General features: G+C 65.4%; 16 protein-coding genes and 1 pseudogene. 7 read left to right on the forward strand and 10 right to left on the reverse strand.

From position 1 onward, the window contains the following. A pseudogene (locus AC629_RS48315) lies at positions 1 to 100 on the forward strand (IS110 family transposase); the annotation flags it as partial. Positions 101 to 200: 100 nt separating this feature from the next. Here AC629_RS48315 and AC629_RS05045 read toward each other — a convergent pair. From AC629_RS05045 to AC629_RS05055, 3 genes are read right to left on the reverse strand one after another with little or no spacing between them, the layout of a single operon-like run. Continuing rightward, positions 201 to 1,070, reverse strand: a complete 870-nt coding sequence (locus AC629_RS05045; protein ID WP_084803679.1) for an MlaD family protein — start codon at positions 1,068 to 1,070, stop codon at positions 201 to 203. 30 nt (positions 1,071 to 1,100) lie between these two features. After that, on the reverse strand, positions 1,101 to 1,871 hold the full coding sequence (locus AC629_RS05050) for an ABC transporter ATP-binding protein (RefSeq protein ID WP_084803680.1): 771 nt from the start codon (positions 1,869 to 1,871) through the stop codon (positions 1,101 to 1,103). Between the two features lie 2 nt (positions 1,872 to 1,873). Then, on the reverse strand, positions 1,874 to 3,007 hold the full coding sequence (locus AC629_RS05055; protein WP_084803681.1) for an MlaE family ABC transporter permease: 1,134 nt from the start codon (positions 3,005 to 3,007) through the stop codon (positions 1,874 to 1,876). Positions 3,008 to 3,141: 134 nt separating this feature from the next. Between AC629_RS05055 and dgcA the strand changes: the two genes are divergently transcribed. Continuing rightward, the gene (gene dgcA, locus AC629_RS05060) at positions 3,142 to 4,137 is read left to right on the forward strand and encodes an N-acetyl-D-Glu racemase DgcA (RefSeq protein WP_084803682.1); all 996 of its coding nucleotides are present in this window, start codon (positions 3,142 to 3,144) and stop codon (positions 4,135 to 4,137) included. Here the strand turns inward: dgcA and AC629_RS05065 are convergent. Next, positions 4,107 to 5,303: an MFS transporter gene (locus AC629_RS05065; RefSeq protein WP_084803683.1), complete on the reverse strand. Its 1,197-nt coding sequence runs from the start codon at positions 5,301 to 5,303 to the stop codon at positions 4,107 to 4,109. The genes dgcA and AC629_RS05065 overlap by 31 nt on opposite strands. Positions 5,304 to 5,378: 75 nt before the next feature. Here AC629_RS05065 and AC629_RS05070 point away from each other — a divergent pair, with 75 nt between their 5' ends. Then, positions 5,379 to 6,758 (forward strand): hypothetical protein, encoded by a 1,380-nt coding sequence (locus AC629_RS05070; RefSeq protein ID WP_084803710.1) that lies wholly within the window; start codon positions 5,379 to 5,381, stop codon positions 6,756 to 6,758. A 439-nt stretch (positions 6,759 to 7,197) separates the two neighbouring features. Here the strand turns inward: AC629_RS05070 and AC629_RS05075 are convergent, their stop codons facing one another. Next, on the reverse strand, positions 7,198 to 7,557 hold the full coding sequence (locus AC629_RS05075; protein ID WP_084803711.1) for a hypothetical protein: 360 nt from the start codon (positions 7,555 to 7,557) through the stop codon (positions 7,198 to 7,200). 176 nt (positions 7,558 to 7,733) lie between these two features. Between AC629_RS05075 and AC629_RS05080 the strand changes: the two genes are divergently transcribed. Together AC629_RS05080 and AC629_RS05085 are read left to right on the forward strand one after the other, a co-directional pair. Further along, entirely contained in the window at positions 7,734 to 9,410 is a 1,677-nt protein-coding gene (locus tag AC629_RS05080) for a Na/Pi cotransporter family protein (protein WP_084803684.1), read from the forward strand. A 250-nt stretch (positions 9,411 to 9,660) separates the two neighbouring features. Beyond that, positions 9,661 to 11,487, forward strand: a complete 1,827-nt coding sequence (locus AC629_RS05085) for a caspase family protein (RefSeq protein WP_084803685.1) — start codon at positions 9,661 to 9,663, stop codon at positions 11,485 to 11,487. 192 nt (positions 11,488 to 11,679) lie between these two features. Here the strand turns inward: AC629_RS05085 and AC629_RS05090 are convergent, their stop codons facing one another. From AC629_RS05090 to thiD, 4 genes are all read right to left on the reverse strand, one after another. Then, positions 11,680 to 12,663 (reverse strand): threonine/serine dehydratase family protein, encoded by a 984-nt coding sequence (locus AC629_RS05090; protein ID WP_084803686.1) that lies wholly within the window; start codon positions 12,661 to 12,663, stop codon positions 11,680 to 11,682. Between the two features lie 53 nt (positions 12,664 to 12,716). Then, positions 12,717 to 13,760: a glycosyltransferase family 4 protein gene (locus AC629_RS05095; RefSeq protein WP_084803687.1), complete on the reverse strand. Its 1,044-nt coding sequence runs from the start codon at positions 13,758 to 13,760 to the stop codon at positions 12,717 to 12,719. After that, a complete protein-coding gene (locus AC629_RS05100; protein WP_084803688.1) occupies positions 13,760 to 14,572 on the reverse strand; it encodes a UDP-2,3-diacylglucosamine diphosphatase in 813 nt (270 codons plus the stop codon). Before AC629_RS05100 ends, AC629_RS05095 begins: the two co-directional genes overlap by 1 nt. A 229-nt stretch (positions 14,573 to 14,801) precedes the next feature. Then, positions 14,802 to 15,602 (reverse strand): bifunctional hydroxymethylpyrimidine kinase/phosphomethylpyrimidine kinase, encoded by an 801-nt coding sequence (gene thiD, locus AC629_RS05105; RefSeq protein WP_084803689.1) that lies wholly within the window; start codon positions 15,600 to 15,602, stop codon positions 14,802 to 14,804. A 165-nt stretch (positions 15,603 to 15,767) separates the two neighbouring features. Here thiD and AC629_RS05110 point away from each other — a divergent pair, with 165 nt between their 5' ends. Then, positions 15,768 to 16,013 carry an Lrp/AsnC ligand binding domain-containing protein gene (locus tag AC629_RS05110; protein WP_014493934.1) on the forward strand — a complete coding sequence of 82 codons (246 nt, stop codon included), beginning with the start codon at positions 15,768 to 15,770 and terminating at the stop codon, positions 16,011 to 16,013. Here the strand turns inward: AC629_RS05110 and AC629_RS05115 are convergent. After that, positions 16,010 to 16,942 carry a cytochrome c gene (locus AC629_RS05115; RefSeq protein ID WP_084803690.1) on the reverse strand — a complete coding sequence of 311 codons (933 nt, stop codon included), beginning with the start codon at positions 16,940 to 16,942 and terminating at the stop codon, positions 16,010 to 16,012. The genes AC629_RS05110 and AC629_RS05115 overlap by 4 nt on opposite strands. A 153-nt stretch (positions 16,943 to 17,095) precedes the next feature. On the opposite strand from AC629_RS05115, the gene AC629_RS05120 reads away from it, so the two are divergent. Beyond that, positions 17,096 to 17,512 (forward strand): CHRD domain-containing protein, encoded by a 417-nt coding sequence (locus AC629_RS05120; protein WP_084803691.1) that lies wholly within the window; start codon positions 17,096 to 17,098, stop codon positions 17,510 to 17,512. Positions 17,513 to 17,559: the final 47 nt, after the last annotated feature.

Below are 17,559 nucleotides of genomic sequence, written 5' to 3' on the forward strand. Positions count from 1 at the left end.
AGCCAAGCTCGCTCTCATTGCCGTCGCCAGGAAGCTGTTGACGGTCCTCAACGCCATTATGCGCGACAGGAAGCCGTACCTACAGACCAGGTCAACATAACAGTTGCCGGCTCTGCGCAGCAGCGTTGCACGCTGCAGCGCGTCCGGGACACGAGACTCGACGCTGCAATGATGAAGGTGAAAAGTGTGCCGCCCGCGGCCTACCGCCTGCGCTCGGCCGCAGCGGGCTTCGGTGGCTCGGGCGGCGGAGCTGGTTGCGAGCTGTTGCTGGCGCCGAACAGCACGCGGGTCGGGTTGCGGTCGAAATTGTTCACGGCCCGGCTGATGTCGCCGAGGGTGCGGCGGCCGTCGGACATCAGCGCGCCGGAGCGCTTGTCGAAATCGTCAGCCAGTTCGCGGATCGACTTCACCGCCTGGAACAGTTCGCCACCGTCCTTGCCGCCGGCCAGCGTGTTGAGGCCGAGCATGAGGTTGTCGGCCTTGAGCATCACGCCGTCGACCTTGGCCATCACGACGTCGATCTTCTCGGAGTTGCGGGCGAGCGAGTTGGTGAAGGTCTCGAGGTTCTTCAGCGAGTTCTTCACCGACTCCTGGTTGTCGGCGACGATCTTGTTGATGTTCTGCAGCGTGCCGCGGATCGCCTCGGTGACGTCCTGGAGCTTGTTGGGATCGGCCGTCAGCGTCGGAATGCCGTCCTGATCGAGCGGCGGCGGGGCCGCAGCCTCCTCGCCGCCCTTGAGCGAGATCGCGGCAACGCCGGTTAGGCCCTGGAATTCGAGGCCGACCAGGGTGTCCTTGCGGATCGGGGTGTTGTTCTCGATCATGGCGAGCGCGACAACCCGCCGCGGATTGTCCAGCTTCACCGAGATCACCTCCCCCACCCGGATACCGTTGAAATTGACGCTGCCGCCGTTACGCAGGCCCGCCGCCGGGCCTTCGAACACGACGCGCAGCGGACTGCGCTGCTTGGTGGTGTGCAGCGACTGGAACCACAGCACGAAGCCAATCGCCGCGGCGATCACCGCCAGCGTGAATGACCCGATCAATACGTAATTCGCCCGCGTTTCCATCAGGTGCTCCGGCTACTCAACCCAGTTGCTTTAACCCATGACCGCGCGGGCGCGCTTGCCATGGAAATATTGCCTCAACCAGGGATGCTGCGAGGCCTGCATGTCGGCGATCGACCCTGCCGCAATGATCTTACCGTTCCCTAAAACGGCAATGCGGTCACATGCTGTGTAAAGGCTGTCGAGGTCGTGGGTTACCATGAAAACGGTCAGTCCTAAAGTGCGCTGGAGCGTCCGCACCAGCTCGTCGAAGTCGCCCGCGCCGATCGGGTCAAGGCCCGAGGTCGGTTCGTCCAGGAACACGAGGTCGGGATCGAGCGACAGCGCGCGCGCCAGCGCTACGCGCTTGATCATGCCGCCCGAGAGCTCGGACGGAAATCGCTCGGCGACTTCCGGCTTGAGGCCGACCATGGTGAGCTTGGCCATGGTGATCTCGTCCATCAGCCGCTGCGAGACCCGCAGATATTCGCGCATCGGGAACTGGATGTTCTGCCGCACGGTCAGCGAGGAGAACAGCGCGCCCTGCTGGAACAGCACGCCCCAACGGCGCTCCACGCGGCGCCGTTCCGACGTGTTGGAGGAATCCAGATCGACGCCGAACACCTCGATGCTCCCGGCAATCTTCGGCACGAGGCCGATGATGGTGCGCGTCAGCACCGACTTGCCCGCGCCCGAGGGGCCGACAAAGCCCAGGATCTCGCCGCGCTTGACGTCGAGGTCGAGCCCGTCGAGCACGCGCGTCGCGCCGAACTGCACGGTCACGTCGCGGACGCGGATGATGGGGTTTTGGATCTCGCCTGCCATCGTCACATTCCGATCGAGGCGAAGAAGATGGCGAAGACGCCGTCCATCACGATGACGAAGAAGATGCCCTTCACGACCGACGCGGTCGTGTGCTGTCCGAGCGATTCCGCGCTGCCCTGCACGGCGAGGCCCTCGACGCAGGCGACGATGCCGATCACCGCAGCCATCACCGGTGCCTTCACGATTCCGACGATGAAATGATCGATCGAGATGGCGTCGCGCAGACGCGCCAGGAACGCTTCGGGCTCGACACCGCCATAGAGCCAGGCGACGAGACCGCCGCCATAGAGCGCGGCCATCGCACCGAGGAAGGCCAGGATCGGCAGCGCCAGCACGAGGGCCAGCATGCGCGGCAGCACCAGGACCTCGATGGGGTCAAAACCCATGGTACGCAGCGCGTCGATCTCCTCGCGCATCTTCATCGAGCCGAGCTCAGCGGTGTAGGCGCTGCCCGAGCGGCCGGCGACCATGATCGCGACCAGCAGCACGCCGATCTCGCGCAGCACCAGCACGCCGAGCATGTCGACGACGAAGATATCGGCGCCGAACCGGCGGAAATGGAAGATGCCCTGTTGCGCGATGATGCAGCCGATCAGGAAGGTGATCAGCACGATGATCGGCACCGCTCGCCAGCACACCTGCTCCATGTGGTGCACGGTCGAGGTCAGGCGGAACGAGCGCGGATGAATCAGCACACGCCCAGCCGCAGCCAGCACCGCGCCGAGCATGTCCACGAGGCCCGCGACCGTCCCGGCGATACCGGCAACAGTGCGGCCGATCTGCTCCAGCATGCCGGTAATGGTCACCGTACCGGTGTCGATGACGGGCGTCGCCGTGACCCGCCGGACCTCGTCGACGAGGCTCGAATAGTTCGCGGACAGCCCCGCGATCTGCGCCTCGACGGTCCCTTGCGTCAGGCTGCGGCGCAGCCGCTCGATCAGCCAGGCGCCGAAAGTGTCGAGCTGGGCGACCTCGGAGACGTCGATGAAGATGCTTTGCGGGGTGCCAGCGAGCTTCTCCGCGTCGGCCACCATCCGCTCCAGGACCGGCGCGAAGCTCGCGGTCCAGGTTCCGGTGGCGCAAAGAGCCAGCGCGTTGCCCTTGGCAATCCGTTCCAGCTTCGGATCGCCGTTCAAGATGTCCGCTCCCGTCCCGAGGCGGAGGAAATCAGATCGTTGCGCACGCGCCCTTACCTAGAAAAGGTACCCCCAACTGGCCATTGTTAGTTGCTACAGGTAACCAGCAGGTTCAGATTTCGCCAGAGTTCAAAATGACTTCCAGCAAAGTTCCGTCCCTCTCCGCGCGAATCGAGCGCTTTCCCATCGCCGGAAGTTTCACCATCAGCCGGGGCGCCAAGACCGAGGCCGTTACGGTTGTGGCCGAAGTGAGCCAAAACGGCCTGACCGGCCGCGGCGAGTGCGTGCCCTATCCCCGCTATAGCGAGACGCCCGAGGCGACGCTAGCCGCCCTTCAGGCGATGCAGGACGCCGTGGCCGGCGGGCTCACGAGGAAGGCCCTGCAAGCCGCCATGCCGCCCGGCGCGGCCCGCAACGCGCTGGACTGCGCCCTGATCGACCTCGAGGCCAAGACGGCCGGCCTGCGGGCCTGGAGCCTCCTGGACCGCCCGGTGCCAAGCGAACGCACCACGGCCTACACGATCTCGTTAGGTACCCCCGAGGCCATGGCGGCGGCGACCGCCAGGGCGGCGCACCGGCCGCTGCTCAAGATCAAGCTCGGTGGCGAGGAAGATGCGGAGCGGATCGCGGCCGTGCGCAGGGCCGCCCCCGAATCCGAGCTGATCGTGGATGCCAACGAGGCCTGGACCGAGGCCAATCTGGAACGCAATCTCGCCGCCTGCGACGCCGCCGGCGTCACCCTGGTGGAGCAGCCGCTGCCGGCCGGCAAGGACGATGCGCTGGCGCGGATCAGGCGTCCGCTCGCGGTCTGCGCCGACGAGAGCGTGCATGACCGTGGCTCGCTCGCACCCCTGCGCGAGCGCTACGACGCCGTGAACATCAAGCTCGACAAGACCGGCGGCCTCACCGAGGCGCTGGCGATGGCCGATGCCGCGCAGGCGCTCGGCTTCGAGATCATGATCGGCTGCATGGTCGCGACCTCGCTGTCGATGGCGCCGGCGATGCTGGTGACGCCGCAAGCGCGTTTCGTCGATCTCGACGGCCCGCTGCTGCTGGCGCGCGATCGCGACCACGCCCTGCGTTATGACGGCAGCCTGGTCTATCCGCCCGACGCCTCGCTGTGGGGATGAACCTTCAGGCGGTGCCGTGCCGACCAGATGACCAGCGCTCCGGCAGCGGCCATCGCCGCCATGACATAGTACAGGCCGTCGCCGATGCGGGCGTAGATCGCGCCTGACGCGATCGACGTCGTCGCGCCCAGAAGGCCGTTGCACGCGGCGTAGTAGCCCTGTCCCCGTGCGATCTGATGCGACGGCACACGCTGCACCAGCAGACTCATCGTGCCGACGATGGTCATGCCGAAGGTGAGGCCGTGGCCGAGCTGCACGATCGCGAGCAGCGCCAGTGGCGGCTCGTGCGCCGTGACGATCCAGCGCACCACTGCACTCGCGCCGCCGATTGCGATCAGCGACGACGGATGCAGCGAGAAACGCGGCGACAGCGCGAAGACGACGATCTCGGCGATCACGCCCAGCGTCCAGAGGCCCGCGATCGTGAGCCCGCCGAAACCGTGCGCCTGCCAGTTGATGGCCGAGAACGTGTAGTAGGCGACGTGGCTGCCCTGTATCAGCGCCGCCGAGGCGATGACGGCCCAGAAGCCGCCATCGCGCAGCAGCGCCTTGCCAGCATGCGTCTCGGTGGTCTTGCGCCTGACATCGTCGAGCGGCTGAAGCAGCAGGCTGGCAAGGACCGCGATGACAGCCCATGCGACGATGACCCAGATCAGGTCGCGCGCGGCGATGCTGTCGACGAGATAGCCGCAGGCGAGCGAGCCGGCGGCGAAGGCCGCCGAGCCCCACAGCCGCAGCGGCCCGTAGTCGAGCCCGTAACGGGCGACACCGCGCAGCGCATAGGCATCGGTCAGCGGGGTGGTCGGCGTCCACATCATGCAGGTGAGCGCGTAGATCAGGAACAGCGCCAGCGGCTGCTGCTGCAAGCCGACCGCCGTAAAGCCGATCGCCGTCGCCAGCACCGACATCATCATGCCGGCGCGAATGGCATGTCGCTTCTCGGCAAAGGCGGTGATTTGCGGCAGCGTGGTGAAGCGCGTGATCGCCGGCAGCGCGTTGATGATTCCGATCCAGGACGCGTCGATGCCGATCGCCTTGAGCCAGACCGGAAAGAACGGCAGATGCGTGCCCGACACCGCGAATACGGCCGAGTAGAACACGGCGAGACTCACGGCGAATCGCCGCTTCACTGAATCTGGCGTGGGGATTTGTGATTCGCGTGCCATCAAACCAATTGCGATTCGGTCGATATCGTGGTGATCGTTACAGTAACGCGCAGTGATTTGCGCGACGAGATTGTCATGGCCAACGAAGCATTCGCCCTCTCGCCCATGTCTGCCCGCGCCACCGAGCCGAACGAGCAGGATTACGACGCGATACGCGAAGCCTTCATGGAGACCGCGCGAGGCCGCTGGTTCCTCGGCGAATACGCCAAGCGCAACCGCAATGCCGATACCCGCATGGTTCTCGATGCGGTCACGAAAATCGAAGAAACCCTTGCGGCACAGCGACAACCCGTCGTCGAGGACCGCCTACCCGAGGCGCTGGTCGAGATCCGTCGCGCCATCGGCGAGGCGGAGACGATCGCGATCGCAGCCTTCGATCCCGCGGCGATCGAGGCGAGCCTTGCGCCGATACCGCGCGGCATCCGCATCATCAAGGAGATCTCCTGGCGCTGGCGCGAGATCGGCGCAGACGGGCGAATCTGCGACATGATTGATTCGCAGCTCGCCTCCATCGAGGCCGCCTACGCGCAGGTGTCGATCATCGACCCCCGCGCCGAGCTCAAGGCCGCATTCGATCTGCTCAAGGACCGGGTCGAACAGATCGACGGCGACGCAACGTCGCAGGCAGCGCGTCCCGCCCCTGCTCCGATCCAGCAAGCGACGCCGCCTGTCGCAGAGACTCCGTCTGCCGAGCCCGCGCCTGTCGCGATGGCGGGCGAAGCATCCGAAGCTTTTACGGAGAGGCCGCAGGACGTCGCAGCCGCTGCCGAGCCCGAAGCGGCCGTTGAGACCGCCGGCACCGCCGAAGCATTCGCAATTGCCGAGCAGGCAATGGACGCCGCTGTCGAGCCGGAGATCGCTGCCGAAAGCCAGATCGCATTTGAAAACGCTGCGCTCGACGAGGCGGCAGTTGAGCCCGCTGCCTTCGCAGAGATAGCGGACGAATTCTTGCTCGATGCCGCCGCGGAAGCCGAGGACGAAGCCGTGCTCGAGCGCATTGCGCTGGAGATGGCCGCACCCGATCTTGAGTTCGACGAGATCATTGAGCCGTTCGAGATGGCTGCTGCAGCGCCGGAGCCGATGGCTGCTGAGATCGCAGCTCCGCTTGCAGCAGCTGCGCAGCCGATCGCGTCGGAGCCGGCGGCCGCACCGGTCGCGAAAGAGCCCGCCCAAGGCGCGCCGATCGCGAGGGACTCACTGGCGCGCCTCACCGATGCCATTGCGGAGGCCGCCGCCGAAGCGATGGAGCAACCCGCCCTGGCCATGGCAGCCACGGCAACGTTCGCCGCGGCGCCGACCACGACGCTTCCGATGCCCTCACCCGTCCACGAGCCCTCGCTCGGCGCCACCATCCTCGCCAGCGGCATTTTGCAAAAGCCCCGCGCGCCGGCAAACGATCCGCTCGCGCCGATCCGCCGCATGACCCAGGCCGAGAAGATCGCGTTCTTCTCGTAAGGGGTACAGATCCTTACTGTGTCCCGGACGCGCTGCAACGCCCTAGCGTTGCTGCGCAAAGCCGGGACCCAAGAGCCACAGCCCACTTAGCAGCATAGGCCCCGGCTCTGCAGCGCATCGCCGAAGTGGCGCTGCGCTGCGTCCGGGGCACGAGCGCAAGATGCGGCGCGCTCTCTCCACATCGTCATTGCGAGCGCAGCGAAGCAATCGAGACTGTCACAGCGGAGGCATTCTGGATTGCTTCGCTGCGCTCGCAATGACGGAGTATGAGGCAACAGCGCAGTCACTCTCGTGTCCCGGACGCGCTGCAACGCCCCAGCGTTGCTGCGCAGAGCCGGGACCCAGGAGCCACAGCCCACTTAGCGGCATGGGCCCCGGCTCTGCAGCGCACCGCCGAAGTGGCGCTGCGCTGCGTCCGGGGCACGAGCGCAAGATGCGGTCACCCGCAATTCCAGACCGCGCCGATCGGCGTCCGCGTCCAGCACGGACCAAAGCTGCCGCCATTGTAGCGGCCGCCGCCGAAGCCGGGCCGGCCGAAATAGCGCCATTCGCCATCCCAGCCGTAATACTTCGGGACCGGGTCAATGTACCAATGGCGCCGGTCGTTGCGTGACAGGCGGCGCATCGCGTCCTTCTGGGCATAGAGCGGCTGGCTGTTGCTCAGCGGTTGGCGATAGCCCGGCAGGAAGCCGTAGCCATGCCAGACCGGCTTGGGGCGCTTTTGAGGTGACGCCGCCGGCGCCACGGCCGGCAGCAGCGACAGAATGATAGCAACAGATAGGCACAGGACTCGCGACATGACTGCACGATAGACAGTCGCATGCGGAAGGGCCACTCAAATCCGAGTGGGCTGGTTCTGCTCCATCCTGCCCAGCAACTTGCACCGACGCGCCAATCAGGCAGTGACTGAATTCCGGCCTTTGTTGCTGTACAGTCTGCTTCGCTATTGGTGGTGCTCTGCCGGAAGGAGCGCGCATGTCCACGGCGATCTCGACGCTCGGCGGGGTAGGTCTCTTCCTGCTCGGCATGACCGTGATGACGGAGGGCCTGAAGACGCTGGCCGGCTCCGCGCTGCGCGCGGTGCTCGGCAAGGCGGCGTCGACGCCGCTGCTTGGCTCATTTTGGGGTGCCATCGTCACGCTGCTGGTGCAGTCCTCCAGCGCGACGACGATGACGACGATCGGTCTTGTCAGCGCCGGCCTGCTGACGTTCCAGCAAGGGTTGAGCCTCGTCTTCGGCGCGAATATCGGCACCACGGGGACCGGCTGGCTGGTCGCGCTGATCGGGGTCCGCGTCTCGCTCACGGCCGCGGCGCTGCCGATGATCTTCGTCGGCGCGTTGACCAAGCTCCTCGGCCGAGGGCGAATTTCCGGGGTCGGTGCTGCGCTCGCAGGCTTCGGACTTGTGCTGTTCGGGCTGACGACCCTGCAGCAGGGCATGGGCGGACTGGCGGAACGATTGCACCCGGCGGACCTGCCTGCGGTCCTCGCGAGTCCCGGAGTGTCTTGGTGGTCGGGCCTGCTCGGCGTGCTGGCGCTGGTCGTGATCGGATTGGTCATGACCGCGCTGATGCAATCGTCGACGGCCGCCATCGCGGTGACCTTGTCCGGCTATTTCGCAGGCGCGATCGGGTTGGACCAGGCCTGTGCGTTGATCATCGGCCAGAACATCGGAACGGCGACGAGCTCCGCCCTCGCCGCGATCGGCGCGAGCGCCACCGCAAAGCGGCTGGCCATCGCCTACGTCCTTTTCAAGCTGATCGCCGCGCTCATCGCGCTGCTGACTTTTCCCGTTGTAACGCCTTTGCTGCTGCGCGCCTCCAGCACGATCGACGGCGTCACGCTGCTGGCCGGGTACCACACGGCCTTTAACGTCCTCGGCGTCGCAGTCCTGCTGCCGCTGATCAACCCGTTCACACGATTGGTCGAACGGATTCTGCCCGAGCGCGGCTCGGCGCTGACGCGGTGTCTCGATCCTTCGGCGCTTCAGACACCGATCGTGGCGGTGGAAGCGGTGCGGCGGACGATCGCACGCGTGCTCGTGACAGTGTGCGGTTCGGTCGAGGCGCGACTGACCGGCCGTGCTGGACCGATACGCCTGGGAAAGGACACCGTCTCCGTGCAGGAAGCGGCCGATGCCGTGCGCCAGGCGCAAATATTCCTGTCGGACGTGGCCGGACCACCCGACACCGACGACAATCAACGGCGTCTCACGAGCACGCTCCACGCACTCGACCACGCGTCTCGACTGACAGACCTCGCAAATGGAGGAAGCAATTTCGGTTCGGTGGCAGGCGGACCGGAGGACATCCGCGCCGGAGAACTATGCGCAGAAGTTATGCGAAGCGCGGCCGCGATTGCGCGCGGCGTAGCGGCGCCGCCCGGCGTCGATGGATCGCCGCGATTTGCGCCTGGCGACGCCATGGCCGGTCCGCGCGCGAACCCGCCTGACGAGGCCATCGCCGAGCTCGAGCGCTGTACGGCACAACTCGGTGAAATGCTGCGCACCCACCGCAGCGCGACGCTCGGCGCGGTGGCCAATGGAACACTGACTGCCGACTCTGCCCTGCTTCGCGTCGAGGCGGTCCGAACCCTCGAGGCCCTGTCGCAGCACGCCTGGCGCTCGGCGATCCATCTCGTCGGTCGCGGCTAGAGCGTTTTCGAGCGAAGTGGATACCGGTTCGCGTCAAGAAAATGCGTCAAACGGCGCTTCCCCCAAAAGCATGTTGTAAGCCGGCGAAACCCCGCGCGGCTGGCAGGTGACCGCCAACCATAGCAGGTTCAAAGCGTGATTCAGGTCACGCAGGCCACGATTGTGACTGCGGTCACGGACCTCAGCCTCGAACGCGGCCAAGCTTCCTCGCAACCAATCTCGCATCGAGATCAGTGCAAAGGAGCAAGCCATGTTCCGCCTAAAGCCCCTCCTCATGACCGCGGGCCTGCTGGGGAGCCTGTTCGGCTTCGCCTGCGGCCCTGTCTCCGCACAAGTGGCCCCGGTCCAGCCGGCCGCCCCGGCCGCGCTGCAGGGCCCGGAGCAGCGGGTGGCGCTGGTGATCGGCAATTCGAACTACCAGAACGCGCCGCAGCTCCAGAACCCCGACAATGACGCCCAGTCGATGGCGCAGTTCCTGAACTCGGCCGGCTTCGAAGTGGTCGCCGCGACCGACCTGACCCAGAACGACATGCTGCGCGCGGTGCAGGACTTTTCGACCAAGGTCGCTTCGCGCGGTCCGAACACGGTGGCGATGGTTTACTACGCCGGTCACGGCGTGCAGCTCGCCGGCGAGAACTACCTCGTTCCCGTCGACGCCAGGGTTTCGAGCTCGACCGAGCTCGTCAACAATTCGGTGCGTCTGGTCGACGTGATGTCGACGCTGGAGACCATCCCGAGCCGCATGCGCATCGTCATCCTCGATGCCTGCCGCAACAACCCCTTCCCCTCCGTCAACGACGCCGGCCGCGGCCTCGCCATCGTCGATGCGCCGAACGGCTCGATCGTCGGCTATTCGACGGCGCCGGGCGCCGAAGCCCAGGATGGCACCGGCGGCCACAGCCCCTACACCCAGGCCTTCTTGAACGTCGCGCGCGAGCCCAACGTGCCGATCGAGCAGCTCTTCAAGCGCGTGCGTCTGGAAGTGAACCAGACCACCAGTGGCGCGCAGATACCGTGGGAGAGCTCGTCGCTGACGAGCGACTTCACCTTCTTCGGCGACACCGCTGTTGCCGCCAACCGCGCGCCGCTGAATGCGCCGGTGGTGCAGATGGCTTCCAACCTGCCGAGCCGTTCGACGCGCCAGGCCTATGACTACGTCGTGTCCGAGGGACGGCCGGAGTACTATCAGGAGTTCATCCAGATGTACCCGCACGACCCGCTGTGCGACCGCATCCGCTGGCTGCTCGCGAACCTCACGATCTCGCAGGCCTGGCACAAGGCGGTGCTCGCCAACTCGCCGATCGGCTACCAGAGCTTCTACGACAGCTACGGCAGCAGCCCCTATGCCCCGTCCGCGCTGAAGCTCGCAGCCCAGCCGAAGCTGATCCCCCTGATGCAGGCGACCAAGTTCCTGGCACCGCAGAACATCGCCCCGACGCAGAAGATCGGTAATCTCGGACCGGCCAAGTACATGCCGCTGATGCAGCAGGGCAATGGCGGTGCGCCGATCAATGGCAACCTGCCGGTCGTGCAGAAGTCGGTCGATGGCAACGTCATCGGCAAGCTCGGCAATGGCGGCCAGATCGTCAACCTGCCGGCGGGTAACAACCAGCCGAACCAGCAGAACGGCACGCCGTCGCAGACCCCAGGCAAGATCGTCACCCTGCCCGCGCCGACCAATACCACGACCAACAATGGCGGCATCGGCAAGATCGTGACCTTGCCTGCCACCAACAACACGCAGAACGGCAGCAGCAACGCCGGCACTGTCAGCGACACTCCTGGCAAGATCGTGAGCATGCCGGTGAATGTCGGCAAGGGCGGCTCGAATGTCGATGTGAAGCCGGTCAACGTCCAGACGCAGAACAACCCGATCCGCATCAACAACGGCGTGAAGCTCAACAACAACAACCCGGTGAACAAGGTGCAGGTCCAGAACAACCAGCAGAACAACCGCCCGCAGTTCAACACGATGTCGAACCGAAACAACGGCGGCGGCAACAACTTCCGGCAGTCGATGAACCAGGCGCCGAACATGAACGGCGGCAACAATTACCGCGGCCGCTTCATGCGCTGATCGCGCGGAAGGCGCACACGACAAAGGGGCAGAGCGGTAACGCCCTGCCCCTTCTTATCGGCCCACAAATGTTGTCATTCCGGGATGCGCCGAAGGCGCAGGCCCGGAATTCATAACCACAATCGAGAGTATGGATTCTCAGATGCGCAAGTGCGCATCGTAGCTCACGCTTCGCGTGCCCCGGAACGACGGTTAGGCCACCAGCTTGATGAACAGGTCGGCATCGACATTGCCGCCCGACAGGACGATGACCACGTTCTTACCGGCGACGTCGAGACGCCCCGCCAGCAGCGCGGCAAGGCCCACGGCACCACCCGGCTCGACCACCAGCTTCAGCTCGCGATAGGCGAACGCCACGGCCGCGCCGACTTCGGCATCGGATGCGGTCACGCCGCGCGCGAGCAACTTGCTGTTGATCGCAAACGTCATCTCGCCCGGGATCAGGGCCATCAGCGCATCGCAGATGGTGCGGCCCGCCGGCGGGTGCGGCTCGCGATGGCCAGCGGTCAGCGAACGTCCGTGATCGTCGAAAGCTTCGGGCTCGGCCACCACGATTTGCGCCTGCGGATAACGTGCCTTCACCGCGGTTGCGACACCCGCGATCAGGCCGCCGCCGGAGGCCGGCGCCACCACGATATCGGGAGCGAGACCGAGCGTTGCCATGTCCTCCGCGATCTCGCGGCCGGCGGTGCCTTGGCCGGCGATCACGAAGGGATCGTCATAGGGCTTGACCAGCGTCGCACCGCGCTTTTCGGCGATGCCGCGCGAGATCGCCTCGCGGTCGTCGCGATCGCGGTCGTACAACACGACCTCGGCGCCGTAGGATTTGGTGCGCTCGCGCTTCGACAACGGCGCATCCGCAGGCATCACGATGGTCGCCTGCATGTCGAGGATCTTGGCCGCCGCCGCCACGCCCTGGGCGTGGTTGCCGGAGGAGAACGCGACCACGCCGCCGGCACGCTTGTCCGGCGGGATCGAGAACACCTTGTTGAAGGCGCCGCGGAACTTGAACGAGCCGGTGCGCTGGAGCATCTCCGGCTTCAGGAAGACCTTTGCGCCAACGCGCTCGTTGAGCACGGGAAAGGACAACAGCGGGGTGCGGATAGCGAAGGGCGCGATCACGCGCGCTGCGGCATCGATGTCGGCGGGGCCGACCGGGAGGAGCTGTTCGGTCATGCCCGACTTTATCGCGGCCGACGATGCGCGGGCAAGACACCTCCGCGCGACGATCAGGCGACGAAGCGCGCCGGCTCCGCTCCGTTCCGGCCGGGCAGCACCGCGCCGACCGCCCGGATGCTGTCCACAAAAGCCCGGGCCGAGGCTTCCCAGGTGTAGTTGGCGGCGAACTCGACGCAGTCCTGCCGGGAGATGTCGAGCGCCGCAAAACAGGCGCTGCGCAGATCATGATCGAGGGCGCCGACCGGCGCATCGCCGATCACGTCGCGAGGTCCCTTCACCGGGAAGGCCGCGACCGGAAGGCCGCTCGCGAGCGCTTCCAGCAGCACCAGGCCGAACGTATCGGTCTTGCTCGGAAACACGAAGACATCGGCCGCAGCATAGATTTCCGCCAGAGCCTCGCCGTGCTTCTCGCCGAGGAAGATCGCATCGGGATAGGCCTCTTCGAGCGAGGCGCGTGCCGGCCCGTCGCCGACGATGACCTTGGTGCCGGGCAGGTCGAGATCGAGGAACGCCTCGAGATTCTTCTCCACCGCGACACGGCCGACCGAGAGGAACACAGGCGCCGGCAGGCAGAGATCGATGGCGCGGGGATGGAACAGACTGGTATCGACGCCGCGCGGCCACAGCACGACATTGTCGAAGCCGCGCTCGCCTAGCTCGCGGGCGAGCGCCGGGGTCGCCGCCATCACGGCAAGGCTGGGCGCATGGAACCGGCGCAGCGCCCGCCAGATCAGCGAGCCCGGAACCGGCACGCGGGCGCGGACATATTCGGGAAAGCGGGTGTGGAAGCTGGTCGTGAACGGCAGCTTGCGCTGGCGGCAATAGCGGCGGACCATCAGGCCGATCGGCCCTTCGGTTGCAATGTGGATGCTGTCGGGGCGGGCTTCCTCGATCAGCTCAGCGATTCTGGCCGGTCGCGGCATTGCAAGGCGCACGTCGCGATAGCTCGGCATCGCGAAGGTGCGGAACGATTGCGGCGTCAGGAACGTGAACTCGACGCCGAGCGCCTTGGCGGCGTCAGCGAGCTTGGTCAGCGTCCGAACCACACCGTTGACTTGCGGGTGCCAGGCGTCGGTCGCGACCAGGATACGCATCAGGCTGCCCTTGCTGCGACCTGCGGGACCTGCGCCGGCTTCTGCAAATGATCCGCCCAGGTGATGATCTCGAAATGGCCGTCGTCGTGCTCGACCAGCGCGGTGCAACTCTCGACCCAGTCGCCGCAGTTCATATAACGGGTGCCGGCCTCGTCGCGGATCACGGCGTAGTGGATGTGGCCGCAGATCACGCCGTCAGCCTCATGGCGCCGCGCCTCTGCGGCAAGCGCCTGCTCGAACGCGCCGATATAGTTGACAGCGTTCTTGACCTTCTGCTTGGCCCATTGCGACAGCGACCAATAGGGCACGCCGAACATGCGCCGGAAGAAGTTGACGAAGCGATTCATCTGGATCGCGAAATCGTAGGCCTTGTCACCGAGATGGGCGAGCCAGCGCGCGTTCTGCACCACGAGGTCGAAGATGTCGCCGTGAATGACGAGATAACGCTTGCCGTCCGGGCCGGTGTGCACGGTGTTCTCGACGACGTCGATGCCGCCGAAATGCGTGCCATAATAGTTGCGCAGGAATTCGTCGTGATTGCCGGGGATGTAGATGATCTTGGCGCCCTTGCGCGCCTTGCGCAGCAGTTTCTGGACGAGGTCGTTATGCGATTGCGGCCAGTGCCAGCTAGATTTCAGCGCCCAGCCGTCGACGATGTCGCCGACGAGGTAGATCGTATCGGCATCATGGTAGCGCAGGAAGTCCAGCAGGAGGTCAGCTTGCGAACCGCGGGCTCCGAGGTGAACGTCGGAGATGAACAACGTGCGAAAGCGCCGCTCCGGGCTCTCATCACTCACATCGTAGCTTCCCATGCGCCAGCCTGTAACTATGTCCCGTGACAGGGGGATGACCGATTGAACCTGTGAGGCACCCTCAGATACGAATCAAACCTCGCCTCGCCCAACCCGCGAATATCAGTCGCATGCGACAATCAGGCGACATGGCACTGCGGTGGCTTCCGCAACGGCATGGAACTGCACAGTTAACAGGGTTAACGCCGCGATCCACGGGGCTGCTGCCGGGGGATGATTCTAGCCAGCGTCAGTAGAAGCTGTGGAAATGATGGATCGGCCCGTGGCCATGACCAACGGTGAATCGGTCGGCGGCTCCGATTGCGGCACTGATCCAGGCCTTGGCGTTACGCACGGCGCGCTCAAGATCCTCGCGCTTGGCGAGGCCCGCCGCAACCGCCGAGGACAGCGAGCACCCGGTGCCATGGGTGTTGCTTGTGGCGATGCGGGGCGCGGCGAGCGCAATCGTTCTGGTGGAATCGACGAGATAGTCGGTGCTCTCGGCGCCCTCACCGTGCCCGCCCTTGATCAGGACCGCACGGCAGCCGAGCGCCAGCAGCCGGCGCCCCTGGCTCTCAATCTCGGCCTCGCTGGTCGCGATCGGCTCATCCAGCAGCGCGGCAGCCTCCGGCAGGTTCGGCGTGATCACAGTCGCCAGCGGAATGAGGTTTTTGCGAAGTGCCGCGACCGCCTCGGATGCCAGCAGGCGGTCGCCGGAGGTTGCGACCATCACGGGATCGAGCACCACATGCCGGGGCGCCCAGCGCGACAGTGCGGCCGCGATCGCATCTATGCTGGCGGCCTGCGCCACCATACCGATCTTTACCGCGCCGACGTCGAGATCGGAGAACACCGCGTCGATCTGCGCGGTGACGAAATCGGCCGGCACCGCATGAATGCCGGTGACGCCGCGCGTGTTCTGCGCCGTCAGCGCCGTGATGGCGGAGGCGCCGAAGACACCGAGCGCGGCAAAGGTCTTCAGGTCCGCCTGGATTCCGGCGCCGCCGCTCGAATCGGAGCCGGCGATGGTGAGCGCCACGGGCGTCGTCATGGGGCGATTTTCCGCGTTTTCGGGGTCACGATCCGTCCTAGCGCGCATGCCCAAGGCGGACAAGGAGGGGGCAAGTTTGCTTGCGCCCGGGGGCGGCAAGTTCGCTTGCTAAATCCGGCCGGTTTTGGCCTATTAGCCGCCAGATACGCCTTCGGAGTGACTGCAATGGTACCTTTTTTCGTCCAGATCAAATGCAAGCTCGGCCAGTCCTATACGGTCGCCAATGCGCTTGCCGAAGCCGAGATCGCCTCCGAGATCTACTCCACGGCCGGCCATTACGACCTCCTGGTGAAGTTCTACGTCGACAAGGACACCGACATCGGCCACTTCATCAACGAGAAGGTGCAGGTGCTGCCCGGCATCCAGGACACCCTCACTATCATCACCTTCAAGGCGTTCGGCGCGAGCTAACCGGCCTCCTTCTCCTTGCGCTTGGGTGGCGTCGGGCCATCCACCGGCGGCAACGATTTGAGATAATCCGCCATCGCGGCAAGATCCTCGTCCGACAATTGCGAGGTGTTCTTGATCACGCGCGTCATCCCGCCGCCAACGCTGTCGCCGTCGGGCAGTTCGCCGGTCTTAAGGAAATAGGCGATATCCTTCGCGCTCCACTCGCCAAGGCGCTTCTGGGTGATGTTTGACACCCATCCCTCGCCTTCCGGATTGGGCCCGCCGGCAAAGCGTTGTCCGGAGATGATGCCGCCGAGAGCGTTGCGCGGGCTGTGGCATTCCGCGCAATGGCCAAAACTGTTCACGAGATAGGCGCCGCGATTCCATTGCGGCGACTTCGTGCCGTCGGCGACGAAGGGCTTGCTGTCCATGAACAGGAATTTCCAGATGCCGATGTTGCGCCGGATGTCGAAGGGAAAGCGCACGTCATGGTCGCGCACCTTTCCAGCAACGGGCGGTAGCGTTTTCAGATAGGCAAAGAGGTCGAGGACGTCCTCGCGCCTGGCGTGCTGGTAGGACGTATAGGGAAAGGCCGGAAAGTAATGCCGTCCGTCTGGCGAGACCCCGTGCATTACCGCGTTGACGAAATCGGTATCTTTCCATTGGCCGATACCGTAGGTCGGGTCGGAGGAGATGTTCGGTGTGTAGAACGTTCCAAACGGCGACTTGATCGCGACGCCGCCGCCGAGCTTGAGACGATCGGGCTGGTCGGGAACGGCATGGCAGGACGCGCAGCCGCCGGCGTTGAAGATCAACTCACCATTGGCGAGATCAGGAACATGGGCGGGCGCGGTCCCGACGGCCGCCCCCACCGGCGCGCTGAGCCACCAATAGACACCGGCCGCAGTGACCGCGGCGAGCAGCGCCACGAAAATTGTTCGTTGCAACATTCAGGTCCATCCACTCGTTGCGGCGAACTTATGACCGATGCCCTGGCCGCTCCAGCCACGAAGAATTTAGCCCGCACGCGCAGGAAACGGGAATAAACTGAAACGTTGACTGTTGGAAGTTTGCCAATTCAACGAGGCCACAGGGAGAATGTCATGAACAAGACCGTCATCGCCATGGTAGCGCTCGGCGCCGTCGCTTTTGCAGGCTCCGCCAGCGCCGAGAAGCTGAAAGCAACGCTCAGCGGCAAGTCCGAGGTGCCCGCAACGACCAGCAACGGCACCGGAACGGCCGACCTGGACTATGACGCCGCCAGCAAGAAGCTGTCCTGGAAGGTCACTTATTCCGGCCTGTCCGGCCCGGCAACGGCCGCGCATTTCCACGGGCCGGCCGAGACTGACAAGAACGCGGGCGTCGCTGTTGCGATCCCGAACGCATCGTCCAGCCCGGTCGAAGGCTCGGCGACGCTGACCGACGCGCAGGCCGCTGATCTCTTGGCCGGCAAGCTCTACGTCAACATTCACACTGCGGCCAATCCGGGCGGCGAGATCCGCGGCCAGGTGACGAAGTAGGCATCACAGCTGCTTCGTCGACGAAGGCCGGACTCAGGAGCAGCGTC

Source organism: Bradyrhizobium sp. NAS80.1 (assembly GCF_001908205.1).
Taxonomy (GTDB): Bacteria; Pseudomonadota; Alphaproteobacteria; order Rhizobiales; family Xanthobacteraceae; genus Bradyrhizobium.